Annotated in this window: 14 protein-coding genes, 1 tRNA gene and 1 pseudogene; 9 read left to right on the top strand and 7 right to left on the bottom strand. The window is 68.5% G+C overall.

Annotation, left to right across the window (positions count from 1 at the left end; genetic code table 11):
* Positions 1-114: 114 nt before the first annotated feature.
* Positions 115-996 carry a hypothetical protein gene (locus tag ACWC1K_RS32780; protein ID WP_450836557.1) on the bottom strand — a complete coding sequence of 294 codons (882 nt, stop codon included), beginning with the start codon at positions 994-996 and terminating at the stop codon, positions 115-117.
* A gap of 168 nt (positions 997-1,164) precedes the next feature.
* The gene (locus tag ACWC1K_RS32775) at positions 1,165-2,913 is read right to left on the bottom strand and encodes a glycoside hydrolase family 35 protein (RefSeq protein WP_450836556.1); all 1,749 of its coding nucleotides are present in this window, start codon (positions 2,911-2,913) and stop codon (positions 1,165-1,167) included.
* A 138-nt stretch (positions 2,914-3,051) separates the two neighbouring features.
* On the opposite strand from ACWC1K_RS32775, the pseudogene ACWC1K_RS32770 reads away from it, so the two are divergent.
* The 6 genes and pseudogenes from ACWC1K_RS32770 to ACWC1K_RS32745 all read left to right on the top strand — a co-directional run.
* Positions 3,052-3,180: pseudogene (locus ACWC1K_RS32770) on the top strand (AraC family transcriptional regulator); the annotation flags it as partial.
* Positions 3,181-3,191: 11 nt separating this feature from the next.
* Positions 3,192-3,542 carry a chorismate mutase gene (locus ACWC1K_RS32765; RefSeq protein ID WP_099928096.1) on the top strand — a complete coding sequence of 117 codons (351 nt, stop codon included), beginning with the start codon at positions 3,192-3,194 and terminating at the stop codon, positions 3,540-3,542.
* Between the two features lie 140 nt (positions 3,543-3,682).
* Positions 3,683-4,228: a response regulator gene (locus ACWC1K_RS32760; protein WP_450836555.1), complete on the top strand. Its 546-nt coding sequence runs from the start codon at positions 3,683-3,685 to the stop codon at positions 4,226-4,228.
* 56 nt (positions 4,229-4,284) lie between these two features.
* Positions 4,285-6,780 (top strand): aminopeptidase N, encoded by a 2,496-nt coding sequence (gene pepN / locus ACWC1K_RS32755; protein WP_450836554.1) that lies wholly within the window; start codon positions 4,285-4,287, stop codon positions 6,778-6,780.
* A gap of 322 nt (positions 6,781-7,102) precedes the next feature.
* On the top strand, positions 7,103-8,503 hold the full coding sequence (locus ACWC1K_RS32750) for a pyridoxal phosphate-dependent decarboxylase family protein (RefSeq protein ID WP_450836553.1): 1,401 nt from the start codon (positions 7,103-7,105) through the stop codon (positions 8,501-8,503).
* Between the two features lie 151 nt (positions 8,504-8,654).
* The gene (locus tag ACWC1K_RS32745; RefSeq protein ID WP_450836552.1) at positions 8,655-10,148 is read left to right on the top strand and encodes a lysine N(6)-hydroxylase/L-ornithine N(5)-oxygenase family protein; all 1,494 of its coding nucleotides are present in this window, start codon (positions 8,655-8,657) and stop codon (positions 10,146-10,148) included.
* A gap of 58 nt (positions 10,149-10,206) precedes the next feature.
* Here the strand turns inward: ACWC1K_RS32745 and ACWC1K_RS32740 are convergent, their stop codons facing one another.
* Complete coding sequence (locus ACWC1K_RS32740) at positions 10,207-12,012, bottom strand: bifunctional metallophosphatase/5'-nucleotidase (protein ID WP_450836560.1); 1,806 nt, start codon at positions 12,010-12,012, stop codon at positions 10,207-10,209.
* 149 nt (positions 12,013-12,161) lie between these two features.
* Here ACWC1K_RS32740 and ACWC1K_RS32735 point away from each other — a divergent pair, with 149 nt between their 5' ends.
* Both ACWC1K_RS32735 and pyk read left to right on the top strand, forming a co-directional pair.
* Positions 12,162-12,878, top strand: a complete 717-nt coding sequence (locus ACWC1K_RS32735; protein ID WP_450836551.1) for an SIMPL domain-containing protein — start codon at positions 12,162-12,164, stop codon at positions 12,876-12,878.
* Between the two features lie 143 nt (positions 12,879-13,021).
* Entirely contained in the window at positions 13,022-14,458 is a 1,437-nt protein-coding gene (gene pyk, locus ACWC1K_RS32730; RefSeq protein WP_450836550.1) for a pyruvate kinase, read from the top strand.
* A 10-nt stretch (positions 14,459-14,468) separates the two neighbouring features.
* Here the strand turns inward: pyk and ACWC1K_RS32725 are convergent, their stop codons facing one another.
* Positions 14,469-15,248, bottom strand: a complete 780-nt coding sequence (locus tag ACWC1K_RS32725; RefSeq protein WP_450836549.1) for a helix-turn-helix domain-containing protein — start codon at positions 15,246-15,248, stop codon at positions 14,469-14,471.
* Positions 15,249-15,326: 78 nt separating this feature from the next.
* Positions 15,327-15,413, bottom strand: a tRNA-Leu gene (locus ACWC1K_RS32720).
* Positions 15,414-15,511: 98 nt separating this feature from the next.
* On the opposite strand from ACWC1K_RS32720, the gene ACWC1K_RS32715 reads away from it, so the two are divergent.
* A complete protein-coding gene (locus ACWC1K_RS32715) occupies positions 15,512-16,168 on the top strand; it encodes an ANTAR domain-containing response regulator (protein ID WP_344403975.1) in 657 nt (218 codons plus the stop codon).
* Between the two features lie 83 nt (positions 16,169-16,251).
* On the opposite strand, the gene ACWC1K_RS32710 is transcribed toward ACWC1K_RS32715, so the two are convergent.
* On the bottom strand, positions 16,252-16,968 hold the full coding sequence (locus ACWC1K_RS32710) for an ABC transporter ATP-binding protein (protein ID WP_351469561.1): 717 nt from the start codon (positions 16,966-16,968) through the stop codon (positions 16,252-16,254).
* Positions 16,965-17,828 (bottom strand): ABC transporter ATP-binding protein, encoded by an 864-nt coding sequence (locus ACWC1K_RS32705; protein ID WP_450836548.1) that lies wholly within the window; start codon positions 17,826-17,828, stop codon positions 16,965-16,967. The genes ACWC1K_RS32710 and ACWC1K_RS32705 overlap by 4 nt, the downstream gene beginning before the upstream one ends.
* Positions 17,829-17,830 lie beyond the last annotated feature (2 nt).

The following is a 17,830-nucleotide window of genomic DNA, read 5'->3' as shown; positions in this document are numbered from 1 at the left end:
ACTCAGCGTTCAGAACTGCACCGTCGACTACAAGTACCGGAGCGCGTCGAGCAGTTCGAGTTCGGGGCAGAGCCCCCAGACCCCGCTGCAGCGCCGGGAGCAAAGCAGCACCCCCTAGGTGTCACATTCCAGCACCGTCCGGCACAGCGCACACCGCGCGCGCACGCGCCCGCGTACCGGCACCCGGATCTTCTGATGGCAGGTCGGGCAGGGGAACGAGACGCGCAGCCGGCCGCCGCCGTCCGGGGTGAAGGTGTAGGGCACGCCGGGCTGCGGCCCCGGGGCGTGGCGGCGGTCGCGGGCGTAACGGCGGCGGCCCGCCCAGCCGGCGCCCGTCAGCGGGGGCTGCTGCTCGTCGTGGCGGGCCTGTGCCATGCCCCGGGTGTAGGCCTCGTAGGCCTGCGGGCTGGTGAACCAGATCGACGGGTCCTCGTGGAAGACCAGCGCGCGCTTGGCCAGGACGTAGCCGAACTCCTCGGGGGTCAGATAGCCGAGCTTCTGGGAGGAGGTCGAGTCCTCCCGGTAGGCGTCCAACAGCAGCCAGCCCGCGCCCAGGTAGGTCGTCGCCGTGTCCGTGAGGATCTCGTTGTCGCGGGTGCCGGGGAAGGACAGGTCCAGGCGGTGCAGATACACATGCATGATCTCGTGGGCCAGGGCGGCGCCGATGTCGCGGCGGTGGGTGCGGAAGCGGTCGTTCAGTTCGACGAAGTACTCGGGGCCCGCGGCGAGTTCGACGTTCGCCGCGTGCTGCATCTCGCGGAAGCCGACAATCAGCCGGGCGTCCGGCAGCCGGTAGTGGCGCACCAGCTCGCGGGCCACCCGCTGCGCGCCCAGATAGAGGTCGTCGGTGTCGCAGAAGGCCACATCGGCGGGCAGGACGCTGCTGGAGAAGGTCTGGATGGTGTCGTACGACAACCGTTTGTAGAGCGCGGTGATGGCGGCCCGCACCGTCTCCAGGTGTGGGTAGCCGTGCTCGACCGGTCCGCCGTTCGCCACGCCCGAACCCCCAAGACGCCCTGAACCCGATTCCACTGTACGGGGAGGCGGACCGATTTTCCCTGGTCGGATTCCAGGGCGTGGGCACGACCTTGCACCCTTGTCATGTCTGCCTCCTGATCCTGGGGCTGCGGGCCGCTCGCCCGCCCCGGTCGACCTGCGAGATCGCTAGAGGGTCTGCAGGAGCACGGCCCCCGCTGCCGCCTCCTCGAACTCCAGCAGCCACACCTCGTTCTCGCCCTCGCGCAGCACCGGACCGGGCACGTACAAGGAGCGCTGGGGGCCCGCGGACCAGTAGCGGCCCAGGCTGAACCCGTTGACCCAGGCGAATCCGCGGGTCCAGCCCGGCAGTTCGAGCCGCGCGTCCCCGGCGCCCCGTACGGTGACCGTCCCCCGGTACAGCCCCGGGGCGCCGTCCCCGGCAAGCGGCTGGAAGGGGACGTCCCCGATGTCGTCCAGCGCATCCAGACGCAGCCCACGCGCGCGTACCCCGTGCAGGTACTGCCGCTCGTGCAGCAGCCCCCCGGTGATCCCTTTGGGCTCCCCGCTGCGCGGCCCGTAGTTGACGCGCCCCAGGGACTCCACCCACAGCTCCACGCGCGCGTGCCCGGCCACGGGCTCCTTGAGCTGCTCGTCGCCCTCGGCGAGCACACCGGCCCGCTCCCCGTCGACGTACACCACGGCCAGGTCCCGCAGGCCGCGCGCGGTCAGCGGGTAGGGCTGCCGCGGCCCGGGCACCGTCACCGCGTACCGGACGAGCCCGCGATCCACATCAAGTTCCTCGAAGGTGGGCGGCACGGGCCCCGAGGTCTCCGGGCCTCCCCGCGCCTCCATTACGGCGTCCAGCGGCGCCCACCCGTCCAGGCGCACCCCGGCCGACACATCCAACCGCGCGGGCGCGGGCGGCAGTTCGGGCAGCGGCCCCTCGGCGTACTCGGCGAGGACCTCACGCAGCCGCCAGAACTTCTCCCTCGGCCGGCCGAACTCGTCGATCGGGGCGTCGTAGTCGTACGACGTCACATCCGGCTCCAGCGGCCCCTCGTGCAGCGCGCCGCCGCCCCTGTTGGCGCCCGCCCAGCCGGCGAAGCTGGTCCCGCCGTGCGCCATGTACAGGTTGACCGAGGCCCCGCACTCCAGGATCTCCCGCAGCGCGGCCGCGGCGTCGTCGGCGCCGCGGGTGATGTGCTCGCCGCCCCAGTGGTCGAACCAGCCGCACCAGAACTCCATGCACATCAGCGGCCCTTCGGGACGGTGCCGGCGCAGCGCCTCGAAGCCCTCGCGCGCGCGGGAGCCGAAGTTCACCGTGGCGAGCACCCCCGGGATGCTGCCGCCGCCGAGCATGTGGTCCTCCGGGCCGTCCGACGTGCACAGCGGCACCGTGACGCCCCGCTCCCGCAGCAGGTCGGCGAGGCGGCGCAGATACCCGGCGTCCGAGCCGTAGCTCCCGTACTCGTTCTCCACCTGCACCATGATCACCGGGCCGCCGCGGTCGATCTGCCGGTCCACGACCTGGGGCAGCAGCACGCCGAACCAGCGCTCCAGGTGTTCCAGGAACCGTTCGTCACGGGTACGCGCGCGCGTGCCCAGCTCGCCCGTCAGCCAGTGCGGCAGCCCGCCGTTCTCCCACTCGGCGCAGATGTACGGCCCCGGCCGTACGATCGCCCACAGCCCCGCCGCGCGGGCCGCGTCCAGGAAACGGCCGAGGGCCTCCACGTTCTCGTAGGTGCCCGGCCCCGGCTCGTGGAGGTTCCACGGCACGTACGTCTCCACGCAGTTCAGGCCCATCGCCCGCAGCATCGCCAGCCGGTGGCCCCAGTGCTCCTCGTGCACCCGGAAGTAGTGCAGTGCCCCGGACAACAGCCGCACCGGCCGCCCGTCCAGCAGGAAATCCGTTTCCCCCACCTCGAACTCGGTCATGTGCCCCAGCCTCCCCCCTTGGCGGCGATCACGTCCATGAACCAAGACCGGCGCTGCTTGGACGGAAGCACGACCGCCGGACGACGACCCATAACCCGATGTGACCGCGATGCGACGCACCGTGCTCAACAGTGCACGGCCCGCCGCGTCGCCAGGCCGCCCGTCCGCTTCCGCGCCCAGCAGTACCGCGCCGTCCCCGGCGGCTGGAGCAACCGCATCCCCGACCCCGACGATCCACCGATGATCGAACCCACGTCCGCCACGTAGGCTGGGCGCTCATGACCACCAGCAACACCGGCACCCGCGACGTCGACCCCGCCGTCCGCGAGGAACTCGCCCGGCTGCGCGACAGCATCGACAACATCGACGCGGCCGTCATCCACATGCTCGCCGAACGCTTCAAGGCCACCCAGCAGGTCGGCCACCTCAAGGCCGCACACAGACTGCCGCCCGCCGACCCGGCCCGCGAAGCCCGCCAGATCGAGCGGCTGCGCGCCCTCGCCGAAAGCGCCAAACTGGACCCGGCATTCGCTGAGAAGTTCCTGAATTTCATCATCGCCGAAGTGATCCGCCACCACGAACGCATCGCGGACGACGCCGTGAACGGCTCCGCAAAAACGGCGAATTGACCTCGATGGATGCCGCAGAGGACGTGACAGAAGGGTCCACACAGGGCATGCTGCGCTGTGCACTCCTTGTCAGCTGACGGCCACGCCACGTCAGCACCTCGGACATAAGCTGGTTGTCCACGCGGGAGGGACGACGGGCCATGCCGGAAGCCAAGATCCTCATCGTGGACGACCACGAGGACACCCTGTACGCCCTGGAGAGCGCCCTGGCCCCGCTGGGCTATCAGCTGGGCCGCGCCACCAACGGCGACGAGGCACTCAAACAGGTGCTCCGCGGACAGGTCGGCCTCCTCCTGCTCGACGTCCGCATGCCCGGCGTCAGCGGCCTGGACGTGGTCCGCTACATGCGCCGTGTGGAGCAGACCCAGCACATCCCGGTCATCCTCCTCACCGGCTTCGGCCCCGACCGGTTACTGACCTCCACCGCCTTCGCCCTCGGCGTCGCCGACCTCGTCATGAAACCCATAGACCCCTGGTCGCTGCGCACCAAGGTCCGCTACCTCTACGACGCCCACCGCCGCCACCTCGCCCTCGAGCAGGAGATCCGCGAACTGCGCGCCCTCGTCAAGGACCACACCGACGCCGACGCCCGCCGCCCCGCCGCCCTGCCCCACCCCGACGCCCGCCTCCCCGCCCAGCGCCTCAGCCAGGCGCTGGGCGGGGAGCTCGAAGGAGAACGGACATAGGGCGCGTACCGGTCCGCCCCTGTGCCTTGTCAGTGCCATCGGGCAGCATTACCTGCATGTCCGTTCTGACGCGCGACGAAGCGCAGACCCGTGCCAAGCTCCTCGACGTCCACCGCTACACGATCGACCTCGATCTGACCACCGGCGACGAGACCTTCGACTCCCGCACCGTCATCCGCTTCACCGCGCGCACGGACGCCGACACCTTCGTCGAGCTCAAGCCCGCCCAGCTGCGCACCGCCACCCTCGACGGGCAGCCCCTCGACCCGGAAACCCTCGACGGCAACCGCCTGCCCCTGAAGAACCTCACCGCCGGCGAGCACGAACTGCACCTCGACGCGAGCATGCGCTACTCCCGCACCGGCGAGGGCATGCACCGCTTCACCGACCCCACCGACGGCGAGACCTACCTCTACACCCAGCTGTTCATGGAGGACGTCCAGCGCGTCTTCGCCGCCTTCGACCAGCCCGACCTCAAGGCCGTCTTCGACCTGACCGTCAAGGCCCCCGAAGGCTGGAGCGTCCTCGCCAACGGCATCACCGAACACCTCGGCGAGGGCCGCTGGCAGGCCGCCAGCACCCCCCTGATCTCCACCTACCTCGTCGCCGTCGCCGCCGGCCCCTGGCACTCCGTGCGCACCGAACACCGCGACCTGCCCTTCGGCCTGCACTGCCGCCGCTCGCTGGCCCCCCACCTGGACGCGGACGCCGAGGAACTCCTCGAGATCACCAAGCAGTGCTACGACCGCTACCACGAGAAATTCGAGGAGCCCTACCCCTTCGACTCCTACGACCAGGCCTTCGTCCCCGAGTTCAACGCCGGCGCCATGGAGAACCCCGGCCTGGTCACCTTCCGCGACGAGTTCGTCTACCGCTCCGCCGTCACCGACACCGAACGCCAGACCCGCGCCATGGTCATCGCCCACGAAATGGCCCACATGTGGTTCGGCGACCTCGTCACCCTCCGCTGGTGGGACGACATCTGGCTGAACGAGTCCTTCGCCGAGTACATGGGCTACCAGACCCTCACCGAAGCGACCCGGTTCACCGACACCTGGACCGACTTCGGAGTCGCCCGCAAAGCCTGGGGCTACGACGCCGACCAGCGCCCGTCCACCCACCCCGTAGCCCCCGAGGACGTCAACGACACGGCCTCCGCCCTCCTCAACTTCGACGGCATCTCCTACGCCAAGGGCGCCTCCGCACTACGCCAACTCGTCGCCTGGCTCGGCGAGAAGGACTTCCTCGCCGGCATCAACACCCACTTCGCCCGCCACCGCTTCGCCAACGCCTCCCTCGCCGACTTCATCGACTCCCTCGCCTCCGCCACCGAACGCGACGTCCACGCCTGGGCCGACGCCTGGCTGCGCACCACCGGAGTCGACACCCTCACCCCCGTGGTGACCCCCGGCGACGACGGCACCTGCACCCTCACCGTCGAACACACCGGCAGCCGCCCGCACCGCATCGCCGTCGGCCTCTACGACCCGGACGTCGCCGACGAGAGCCGCCACCTCATCCTGCGCGACCGCCTCGACCTCGACATCCCGCACACCACGCCCGAGCCCCTCGGCAAACGCCCCGCCCTGCTCCTCCTCAACGACGGCGACCTCACCTACGCCAAGATCCGCTTCGACCCCGAATCCTTCGAAGCCGTCCGCACCAGCCTCTCCGGCCTGCCCGACCCCCTCACCCGCGCCGTCGTCTGGAACGCCCTGCGCGACGCCGTCCGTGACGGCGAGCTCCCGCCCACCGCCTACCTCGACACCGCCCGCACCCACCTCCCGCACGAAACCGACCTCGCCCTCGTCCAGGGCGTCCTCGCCTTCGCCACCGCCAAGGTCGCCGACCGCTACCTCACCCCCGAACAGCGCCCGGCAGCCCTGACCACCCTCACCTCCCTGTGCCGCGACCTCATCCGCCGCACCGAGGACGGCGACAACCCCGGCCTGCGCCTGATCGCCGTACGCCACCTCATCGACGTCGCCGCCCACCCCGACACCATCGCCGCCTGGCTCGCCGACGGCACCGTCCCCGGCGGCCCCGAACTCGACCCCGAACTGCGCTGGCGCGTCCTCGCCCGCCTCGCCGTCCTCGGCGCCACCGACGAGCAGGCCATCGCCGCCGAACTCGACCGCGACCCCTCCGCCACCGGCCAGGAAGGCGCCGCCCGCTGCCGCGCCGCCCTGCCCGACGCCGAGGCCAAGGCCACGGCCTGGCAGGCCATGTTCGGCACGGACGAGCGCACCGACCTGTCCAACTACCTGTTCACCGCCACCGCCCGCGGCTTCTGGCAGCCCGAACAGGCCGACCTGGTACGTGCGTACGTGCCCCGCTACTACGAGGACGCCGTCGCCGTCGCCGCCCGCCGCGGACCCGCCATCGCCACCGCCGTCGGCCGCTGGGCCTTCCCCGCCCACGCCGTCGACGCCGAGAACCTGCACCTCGGCGAAGAATGCCTCGACACCGCCGACCCGATCCCCGCCCTGCGCCGCACCCTGGCCGACGAACTCGACGACCTGGCACGGGCGTTGCGGGTGAGGCAGGCATAGGACCGGGACGTACGACGCCGCAGGTGCGGCTGGTCCCTGACGGCGATGCGGGCAGCTGATCGTCCTCCCCGGACTCGACCGGGCGAAGGACGATCAGCCACCCCCATGGGGGAGGGCACCGCCCGACCCCGGGCAACGGCCCCCCACCTCAACAGCCCGCAATACCCCAACACCCCACAAAACCCCTGAACCGCACCACGTTTTCCCCGCAGAAACGCCGTAAGGACACCCTTTCGGGTTCCGATCGTTGAACCTCTCGGGCACGCGCACGCATCCACCGACAAGCTGGAACCCCCTCTGCCCGCGCGCCCGGGAGGAACCCATGAGCACACCGAGCCTCGCCTCCGGACCCGAAGGCCCCCACGCCCTACGGCCGTTGCTCGACACCGTGCTCCAAGCACTCCACGACGGCGCACACGCACGCGGAGGACCCCTGCCCGCCGGCGGACCCGCCGCCGTCGCCGCACGCCTACGGGCCGCCCTGGGCGACGTACTGCCACAGCACGGCGACCCCGACGCCCTGCACACCCTCGTGCACGCCCTCGCCGAAGGCGCCGCCGACCCCGCCGACCCGCTGTGCGCCGCCCACCTGCACTGCCCGCCCCTGGCCGTCGCCACCGCCGCCGACCTCGCCGCGAGCATCCTCAACCCCTCCCTCGACTCCTGGGACCAGGCCCCCGCGGCATCCGAACTGGAGACACTCGTCACCCGTGCCCTCGCCGCCGAGATCTACGCAGAAGCCGCCACCCCCGCCCACCCGCACAAACCCCGGCCCGACGCCCTGATCACCACCGGCGGCACCGAATCCAACCAACTCGCCCTCCTCCTCGCCCGCGAGACACACGGCACCGGCCTCCGCCTGATCCGCGGAGCCAACGCCCACCACTCACTGCCCCACGCCGCCTGGCTCCTCGGCCTGCCCGACCCCGTCACGCTCCCCGCCCCCACCGGCACCCTCGACCCCGCCGCCCTCGACCAGGCCCTCACCACCCTCCCCGGCCCCCACCTCGTCGCCGCCACCGCCGGCACCACCGACGCCGGACTCATCGACCCCCTCCCCGAGATCGCCGCCCTGTGCACCGCCCACCACGCCCGCCTGCACATCGACGCCGCCTACGGCGGAGGCCTCCTCCTCAGCGACCGCCACCGCAACAAACTCGCCGGCCTCGGCCAGGCCCACACCATCACCCTCGACCTGCACAAACTCGGCTGGCAGCCGGTCGCAGCCGGCCTCCTCGCGGTACGCGACCCCCACGACCTCACCGCCCTCCACCAGCACGCCGACTACCTCAACGCCGACGACGACACCGAAGCCGGCCTCCCCGACCTCCTCGGCCGCTCCCTGCGCACCACCCGCCGCCCCGACATCCTCAAGATCGCCGTCACCCTCAAAACCCTCGGCCGCACCGGCCTCGGCGCACTGGTCGACCAAGTCTGCGACCGGGCACAGGAGTTCGCCCGTCTCGTCTACGACCATCCGGGCTTCGAGCTGTACGACCGCCCCACCATCAGCACGGTCCTGTTCCGGCCCGCACACACCACCGACGAGGCCGTCGCCGCCGTACGCCGAAAACTCCTCCACCAGGGCCGCGCCGTCCTCGGCCGCGCCCGCCTCGACGGCCGCCTCTGGCTCAAAGCCACCCTGCTCAACCCCGACACCCGCCCCGACGACCTCGCCACCCTCCTCGCCCTCGTCGAAAAGGCCGCCGACGAACCCGCCTGAGCGAGGCCACCCGAGACCGAGCCGCCCGAGACCGAGCCACCCGACACGAAGCCGGCCGAGACGAAGCCGCCCGCGAAGTCGAAGCACCCCCCGAAGACTCCGCCGAACTCCGCCGAAGACCCGTGGAAGACCCGTGGAAGGAACCAGCCCGATGAGCACGCCCCCGCACCCACACCCCCCACACAACGAGACCGACGCACCCCGCGACCTCGTCGGCATCGGCATCGGCCCCTTCAACCTCTCCCTCGCCGCCCTCGCCCACCCCCTCACCGAACTCGACACCGCCTTCTACGACCAGCGCCCCTCCTTCGCCTGGCACCCCGGCCTCCTCATCGACGGCTCCCGCATCCAAGTCCCCTTCCTCGCCGACCTGGTCACCCTCGCCGACCCCACCAGCCCCTGGACCTTCCTCAACCACCTCAAATCACGCGACCGCCTCTTCCCCTTCTACTTCGCCGAGCGCTTCCACATCCAGCGCGCCGAGTACGACACCTACTGCCGCTGGGTCGCAGCCGGCCTCCCCGGACTCCACTTCGGCCACCAGATCGACGCCGTCCGCTGGAACCCCGAACGCGACCTCTTCGAAGTCGACTACACCCAACTCGGCCCCGACGGAGAAGCCGAAGCCCTCGGCCGCACCCACACCCGCAACATCGCCCTCGGCATCGGCACCGAACCCCACATCCCCGAACCCCTCAAAACCCTCGTCGAAGCCCCCGGCGTACCCGTCGTCCACTCCGCCGACTACCTCGCCCACCGCGACACGTTCCGCACCGCCGGCCACGTCACCGTCATCGGATCAGGACAGTCGGGCGCCGAAATCTTCCTCGACCTGCTCCGCGCCCGCCCCGCCGGCCGCGAAAAACTCCACTGGCTCGGCCGCACCGAGGCCTTCGCCCCCATGGAGTACTCCAAACTCGGCCTCGAACACTTCACCCCCGACTACACCCGCTACTTCCACGCCCTCCCCGAAGCCGTCCGCGACCGCCTCGTCACCAGCCAGTGGCAACTCCACAAAGGCATCGACGCCGACACCATCGCCGCCATCCACGACGAGCTCTACCACCGCACCCTGAACGGCGGCTGGCCCGACGTCGTCCTCACCCCCGGCGTCCGCGTCCGCACCGCAGGCCGCCTCGCCACCACCAAAGTCGAACTCCACCTGGAACACACCCAGCAGGAATCCCGCTCCCGCCTCACCACCGACGCCGTCATCCTCGCCACCGGCTACCGCGAACGCCCCCTCGACCGCCTCCTCGCCGGCCTCGACCCCTACCTGCGCCGCGACAGCCGCGGCCGCCCCCGCATCGACGAACGCTTCCGCCTCGACCTCGACCCCGCCATCAGCGCCGCCAACTGCCACATCTACGTACAGAACGCCGAACGCCACACCCACGGAGTCGGCACCCCCGACCTCGGCCTCGCCGCCTGGCGCTCCGCCACCATCCTCAACTCCCTCACCGGCAAAGAGACCTACCCCCTCCCCACCCGGACCGCCTTCACCACCTTCGGACTCGACCAGCAACAGCACCCGCACATCCCACGCGCCCGCCAGGCACCCACCCTCACCCCCCTCGTCGACGACGGACAACGAGCCACCTCCACGTCAACGGCGCCGGCGCACAAACCATCGCCGACGCCGTAGACCTGTCACCGCTCAACCACTGGGCCCGACCTCCAGGCCGAACCTCCAGGCCCAACCCCTAGAAAACCGGCACACCACCCCGCGTCAGCCGCCAGTCCACCGACGCGAAGTCCTTCGGATCCAGCACACCCTTCGCCGTCACCCACTCCGCAATCCGCGTCCGGATCTCCGTCGACTCCGACCACACCTCCCGCGCGGACGCCACATGCGGGAACGCACCACCGCCATTGGCCCGATAGTTGTTCACCGCGAACACGAACCTCTGCGCATCGTCCAGCGCGGCACCCTTGTAGGTCACATTCCGGACCCGAGAACCTGCCGCCCGGGCGATATCGATCTCGTACGACAGCCCCGACACATAGTCGTAGTTGTAGTCCGGACGGCCGTTCGCATTCGTCAGCTTCTCCACGTCCACCACCGCATCCGGCGCCGTCTGCACGAAATACTCCGCCGAATACTCCAGATACGCCTTCAGCTGCGCCCCCGTCAGCACCTTCGCGACCAGCGTGTTGTCGTACACATACAGGCTCGACAGATCCCGGATCGTCACCTTCCCGGCCGGGATCTCCGACGTACGGGAGAAGGGCGAGGCCTGCGCGATCACAGGCAGCGAGGCGAACTCGGTGCCCGCCAGCGCCGCCTTCACCACGTCCTCCTGAACCTTGGTGATCAGATCGACGATCGGCGCATCCTTGTACCGCGCCTCGACCGTCGTCAGCGTCTCCGTCGCCGTACCCACCACCTGGTTGACGTACTCGACGACCTTCGCGTGCTCGTCCGACAACAACTTGGTGATCTTCGGGTCATCGGCGACGGTATTGGAGTTGAGCACCTTCGACGAGACGGACTCCACGCTCCAGCGGCCCTTCTCGAAGACCAGCTCGATGTCGAACAGCGACAGCCGCTCCGCATACGCCAACGGCTCCGACAACACCACCGTCCTCCCGGTCTTCGCATTGGTGACCCTCAACTCCGGGATCTCCACATGCGCATGACCGACCAGAATCGCATCGATGTCCGGCACCTGCTGAGCCACCAACGCGGCCGAATTCTCGACATACGGCAGCTGGTCACCGTAGGACGACGTACCCGAGGATCCGGAGTGAGCCGAGACGACCACCACATCCGCACCCATCGACTTCAGCCTCGGCACCCACTTCGCCGCCTGCTCCTCCAGCCCCGGAAACTCCAACTTCCCCTGCACATAAGCCTTGTCCCAGATCGCAATACCGGGATTCGTCAGACCCAGCACCGCCACCTTCACCGACGGCAGCCCCGGCACCCGGAACTTCTTGATGACATACGGCGGGAAAGCCGGCCTCTGCGTCTTCGCGTCCAGCGCATTCGCACCCAGCAGCGGGAAATGCAGCTGCTCCTCGAACTTCCGCAGCGTCTCGATGCCGTAGTTGAACTCGTGATTGCCCAGCGCCGCCGCGTCATACCCGATCGCATTCATCGCCTGCGCCATCGGATGCACCGGACCACCCTCCGCGGTGATCGGATCCACCTTCGCGTAGTAGTACGTCAGCGGGGTGCCCTGGATCGTGTCACCCGCATCCAGCAGCAGCGTGTTGCAGCGGCCCTTCTCCGCGCGCACCTGGTTCACCAGCGTCGAGATACGGGACAGCCCCTGCGCGTTGCCCGCCTTGTCGGAGTACTCCGTGTTCTTGAAGTAGTCCCAGTTGAAGACATGGCCGTGCAGATCGGTCGTGCCCATGACGGTGAGCGAGTACCGCTGGGCGGGCCTCTGCGCCGCCGTGGCCTCGGCCGCCTGCGCCGCCGGAGCCGCGACGGCGCTCGCCACCGCCACCCCCGCTCCGGTCGCCGCGGACTTCTGCAGGAACTTCCGGCGGTTCAAGGGCATGTCCAGATCTCCTATGGGAAGAGTCAACAACGCGCGTAGATTCTGACCTGCACATGACCGACCGCAACAGGTCCGGCAGGTTGCGATTGGATGACCGAAGCGGTCAACCACACGGCTCCAGCCGACCAACAGGTGACAGAGTGGGGCGTATGACCACCCCCTCACCGGACACCCCCCACCCCGCCGTCCCCTACGGCACCCCCGACGCCCCCCGCATCGCCGTACGCGGCGAAGCCCACCTCGAAGTCGACCCCGAAATCGCCCGCATCGGCATCACCGTCGCCTCCCGCGGCAAAGACCGCCGCACCGCCCTCGACGACCTCACCCGCCGCAACACCACCGCCCTCGACCTCATCAAGACCTACGGCGACGCAGTCGAACGACTGGAAACCGGCTCCTTCTCCATCACCCCCGAACTCAAAGAACACGGCCGCGGCGAACGCATCCACGCCTACCACGGCCGCGTCCACATCACCGCCGAACTCACCGACTTCACCGCCCTCGGCGAACTCACCACCCGCCTCGCCGACCTCGAACTCGCACGCGTCGACGGCCCCTGGTGGGCCCTGCGCCCCGACTCACCCGCCCACCGCCAAGCCCGCCAACAGGCAGTCAAAGAAGCAGTCCAACGAGCCAGGGAGTACGCCGAAGCCCTCGGCACCACCCTCGCCGCCCTCGTGGAACTCGCCGACATCGGAGCCGAAAACCCCCAGCCCTACCCACCCGCCCCCGGCGCCCGCATGCGCTCCATGGCCTACGGCGCAGCCGCCGAAGACACCGCCGCACCACTCGACCTCGAACCCCAACGCCAACACATCCACGCCGCCGTCAACGCCCGATTCACCATGACCCCACCACAGCTCTAGAACCCAGGTTCGGAGCCAATCGAATGCTCATCGGAGCACGCATCTGCACAATTCAATACTTGTCAACAACCCTTCATCCAAAGGTTGTTGAGTAGTCACGCACGCCAAATTCTCTACCCGCGGGTAAGGCCTACGCTCAAACCATGCGCCGAGCAAAGATCGTCTGCACACTGGGGCCCGCCACCGACTCGTACGACCAGATCAAAGCCCTGGTCGAAGCCGGAATGGACGTCGCCCGATTCAACCTCAGCCACGGCACCCACGCCGAACACGAGGAGCGCTACCAGCACGTACGAAAGGCCTCCGACGAAACCGGCCGCAGCGTCGGAATCCTCGCCGACCTTCAAGGCCCGAAGATCCGCCTCGGCCACTTCACCGAAGGCCCCGTACTCCTTGAACGCGGCGACACCTTCACCATCACCGTCGAAGAAGGCATCCAAGGCAACGGCCACACCTGCGGCACCACCTACCCCGGCCTCGCCACCGACGTCACCCCCGGCGAACGCATCCTCGTCGACGACGGCAAAGTCTCCCTCCAAGTCACCGACATCGACGGCCCCCGCATCCGCACCAGGGTCATCGAAGGCGGCATGGTCTCCGACCACAAAGGCCTCAACCTCCCCGGAGTCGCCGTCTCCGTCCCCGCCCTCTCGGACAAGGACGAAGCAGACCTCAGGTGGGCCCTGCGGACGGGCTTCGACGTGATCGCGCTGTCCTTCGTCCGCAGCGGCCGCGACATCGACGACGTCCACCGCATCATGGACGAGGAAGCACGCCGACTGCCCGTCATCGCCAAGGTCGAGAAGCCGCAGGCGGTCGACGCGATCGACGACATCGTCGCCGCATTCGACGGCATCATGGTCGCGCGAGGGGACCTGGGCGTGGAAATGCCCCTGGAACAGGTCCCGATCGTCCAGAAGCGTGCCATCAAACTGGCCAAGCGCAACGCCAAGCCGGTGATTGTGGCAACGCAGATGCTGGACTCGATGATCGACAACTCCCGACCGACGCGCGCGGAGGCCAGCGACGTCGCGAACGCCGTCATCGACGGCACGGACGCGGTGATGCTGTCCGGCGAGACGAGCGTCGGCAAATACCCCATCGAGACGGTCCAGACGATGGCCAAAATCGTCGAGGCGGCGGAGGAGGACATCCTCGCGAAGGGCCTCCCACCCCTGACGGAACGGAACAAGCCCCGCACCCAGGGCGGCGCGGTCGCCCGCGCGGCGGCGGAAATGGGCGACTTCCTCGGCGCGAAGTTCCTGGTCGCCTTCACCCAGTCGGGCGACACGGCCCGCCGGCTTTCACGCTACCGGTCGCCCATTCCGCTGCTGGCTTTCACGCCGGAGCCGGCCACGCGGTCGCAGCTGAGCCTGACCTGGGGCGCGGAGACGTTCCTCGGGCCGCATGTGGACTCGACGGATGCGATGGTCGAGCAGGTCGACGAGCTGTTGTTGAAGTACGGCCGCTGCAAGAAGGGGGACGTCGTGGTGATTACGGCGGGGTCGCCTCCGGGGGTTTCTGGGTCGACGAACATGGTGCGGGTGCATCACATTGGGGAGGATGACAGTCCCAAGTAGGGGGCTGAGGTCAGTACTTGGGGCCTACGTGGGCGTCGAGTAGGGCGACGGAGCCCTTCTTGGCTACCGAGATGTTGAACGGTGTGCCGTTGCGCGTGCATTGGGTCCATTCGACGCCGAGCCTGTCGAGGGTGTCTGTATAGAGCCGGCGGATGTCTTCCGAGACGTTGGTGAAGAAGTAGCGCGGGTATTCGTAGCGCTTGCGCTCCCCGGCGACCATGCGGGTCGTCCAGTTGGTGAGCCGACAGCCGTCGGAATGGATGAGGCCGCGGATGAATTCCCAAGGGTGTGCGTCGACGATTTTCTGTTGCCAGGGTTCGAGAGCGATGCGTCGCTCGTGCTTCCTGCCGGAGCCGTGCTGAGGGAACATGCAGGTCCAGTGCTTCGTGTACGACTTCACCTCGACGCAGCCCGGCTTATGGCGCTGGCTGACATGAGTCAGCGGCATCACCTTGCGCATGGCGTTCTCGGCGGCGGCGATCAGGCCTGTCTGCGCCGCGTTGCAGTAGATCGACGGGTGGTGCTGCTTCGGTTTCGAGACGATGTGGCCGTCGCCGAGGTAGAGGCCCAGCAGGTATGAGTAGGCGGTCGCGTCAAACTCGCGTCCTGTGCATTGGGGGCAGTCCGTTGGCTGCTCGTAGGCCTCGCCGCGCGCTCTGCGGTCTTCGCTGCGCCACCAGCCGATAGTTCCGCGCGGAATGTTGAGGCGCTCCGCGACAATGCGATTGGGAACGCCCTGGCGTATGAGTGCGACGGCTTGGGTGCGAATCGAAGCGCTGTGCTGTTCCATGCGGCCACTGTGCGTTACCAAGCGTGGCCGCGTGTAGCAAAAAGCGGATGTTCACGAGAATGTGGACATCCGCTTTCTTGGTGCCGGGTATGGGATTCGAACCCACACGTCCTCTCGGACAGAGGTGTTTGAGACCTCCGCGTCAACCAGTTGCGCCAACCCGGCGAGGCACGGCCATGAGTGTACCGGGTCACCGCAGCTCCCCGCCTCTAGGTAGGCTTCATACGCAGCAGTACCTGCCCGGCCCGCACCAAGGAGCCCCCGTGACCGCCCCCGAGTCGCCCCAGCCCGTAGACGCGCCCGACGACGACAAGTCGCACGTGCCTCCGCTGACGACCCGTGTCGTCATCGCCGAGGACGAGGCGCTGATCCGCCTCGACCTCAAAGAGATGCTGGAGGAAGAGGGCTACAGCGTCGTCGGCGAGGCCGGTGACGGCGAGCAGGCCATCGAGCTTGCCCGTGAGCACCAGCCGGATCTCGTGATCCTCGATGTGAAGATGCCCAAGCTGGACGGCATCTCGGCGGCCGAGAAGATCGCCGAGGAGCGCATCGCCCCGGTGCTGATGCTTACGGCCTTCTCGCAGCGTGACCTCGTGGAGCGGGCCCGTGACGCCGGTGCGATGGCGTACCTGGTGAAGCCGTTCAGCAAGAGTGATGTGGTGCCGGCCATTGAGATGGCTGTCTCGCGGTTCACGGAGCTGAAGGAGTTGGAGAAGGAGGTCGCCGACCTCACGCTCCGCTTGGAGACCCGCAAGCTGGTCGACCGGGCGAAGTCCATCCTTCAGACCGAGTACGGGTTGACGGAGCCGGCTGCGTTCCGGTGGATTCAGAAGACGTCGATGGATCGTCGGATGTCGATGCAGCAGGTTGCGGAGGCGGTCATTCAGGACGCGGATGAGAAGAAGGCCGCGAAGGGCTGAGCCCGGCGCCGTACATGGACTGAGGCCCGCGTCCCTGGGGAACCAGGGGCGCGGGCCTCGTCGTACCGCCAAGGAGGGCAGTCTCAGTCCTCGCCGAGGTATGCCTTCCGTACGGACTCGTCGTGCAGGAGGTCCTGGCCGGTGCCGGAGAGGACGATCTTGCCGACTTCCATGACGTGGCCGTGGTCGGCCAGGGAGAGCGCGGCCTGGGCGTTCTGTTCGATGAGCAGGATGGTGGTGCCCTGGGCCTTGAGTTCCTGGATGGTGGCCATGATTTTCTGCATCATGATCGGGGAGAGGCCCATGGAGGGTTCGTCGAGCATGAGCAGTTTGGGGCGGGACATCAGGGCGCGGCCCATGGCGAGCATTTGCTGTTCGCCGCCGGAGAGGGTTCCGGCGGCCTGCTTGCGTCGTTCTCCGAGGATGGGGAAGAGGTCGTAGGCGCGCTGGATGTCCTTTTCGATGCCTTCTTTGTCGTTGCGGAGGAAGGCGCCGAGGCGGAGGTTGTCCTCGATGGTCATGCGGGGGAAGATGCGTCGGCCTTCGGGGGAGTGGGCCAGTCCCTGCGAGACGATCTTGTGGGCGGGGATTTTGTTCAGCGTCTTGCCGTCGAATTTGATCTGTCCGGCGAGGGGCTGAAGGAGGCCCGAGAGTGTCCGCAGGGTTGTTGTCTTCCCGGCGCCGTTGGTGCCGATGAGGGTGACGACTTCGCCGGCTTCGACCTTGAACGAGATGCCTTTGACGGCTTCGATCTTGCCGTAGGCGACCTTGAGGTCTTCGACCTCGAGCAGTGCGGTCACTTGGCGTCTCCTTCTGCGGTGCTTTGCGCCTCGGCGGCCTCGACCTCGGTGGCCTCCTCTGTGCCGGGTGCGCCTTCGAAGGGCGTGCCGAGGTAGGCGGCGATGACGCGTTCGTCGGCCTGGACGACTTCGGCGCTGCCCTCGACGAGTTTTTCGCCTTGGACGAGCACGGCGACGCGGTCGCAGAGGTTCATGATGAACCGGATGTCGTGCTCGATGACGAGGATGGCGATGCCCTTGTCGCGGATGGCGAAGACGAGTTCCTCGGTGGCCCGGGTTTCCTGGGGGTTCATGCCCGCGGTGGGTTCGTCGAGGAGGAGCAGACCGGGTTCGCTCGCGAGGGCGCGGGCGATTTCGAGCTTGCGTTGTTCGCCGTAGGGGAGATTGCGGGCGAGGTGGTCTGCTTTGGCTGCGAGGCCGGTGAACTCGAGGAGTTCCATGGCGCGTTCGCGGGATTCCTGTTCGGCTTTCTTGAAGCCGGGCAGGCGCAGGAGTGCTGACCAGAGGCCTTCGTTGGTTCTGGTGTGGCGTCCGACGAGCACGTTTTCCAGGACGGTCATGTTGGCGAAGAGCCGGATGTTCTGGAATGTGCGGGCGATGCCTGCCTGGGTGACGAGGTGGGGCTTGGGCGGTAGGACGGTGTCCTTGTACTTCACTGTTCCGCTGGTCGGGATGTAGAGGCCCGTCAGGCAGTTGAAGAAGGTGGTTTTGCCCGCGCCGTTGGGTCCGATGAGGCCGACGATCTCGCCGCTGTTGACGGTGAGGTCCACGGAGCGTACGGCGGTGAGGCCGCCGAAGCGCATGGTGACGTCGCTGGCGTCGAGGACGGTTGTGGTGGTGGCGGTTGTGGTGGTGGTCATGG

The organism is Streptomyces sp. NPDC001492, assembly GCF_053597275.1.
Note: the sequence above shows the minus strand (reverse complement) of the source record. Positions and strands in the feature narration are given on the sequence as shown.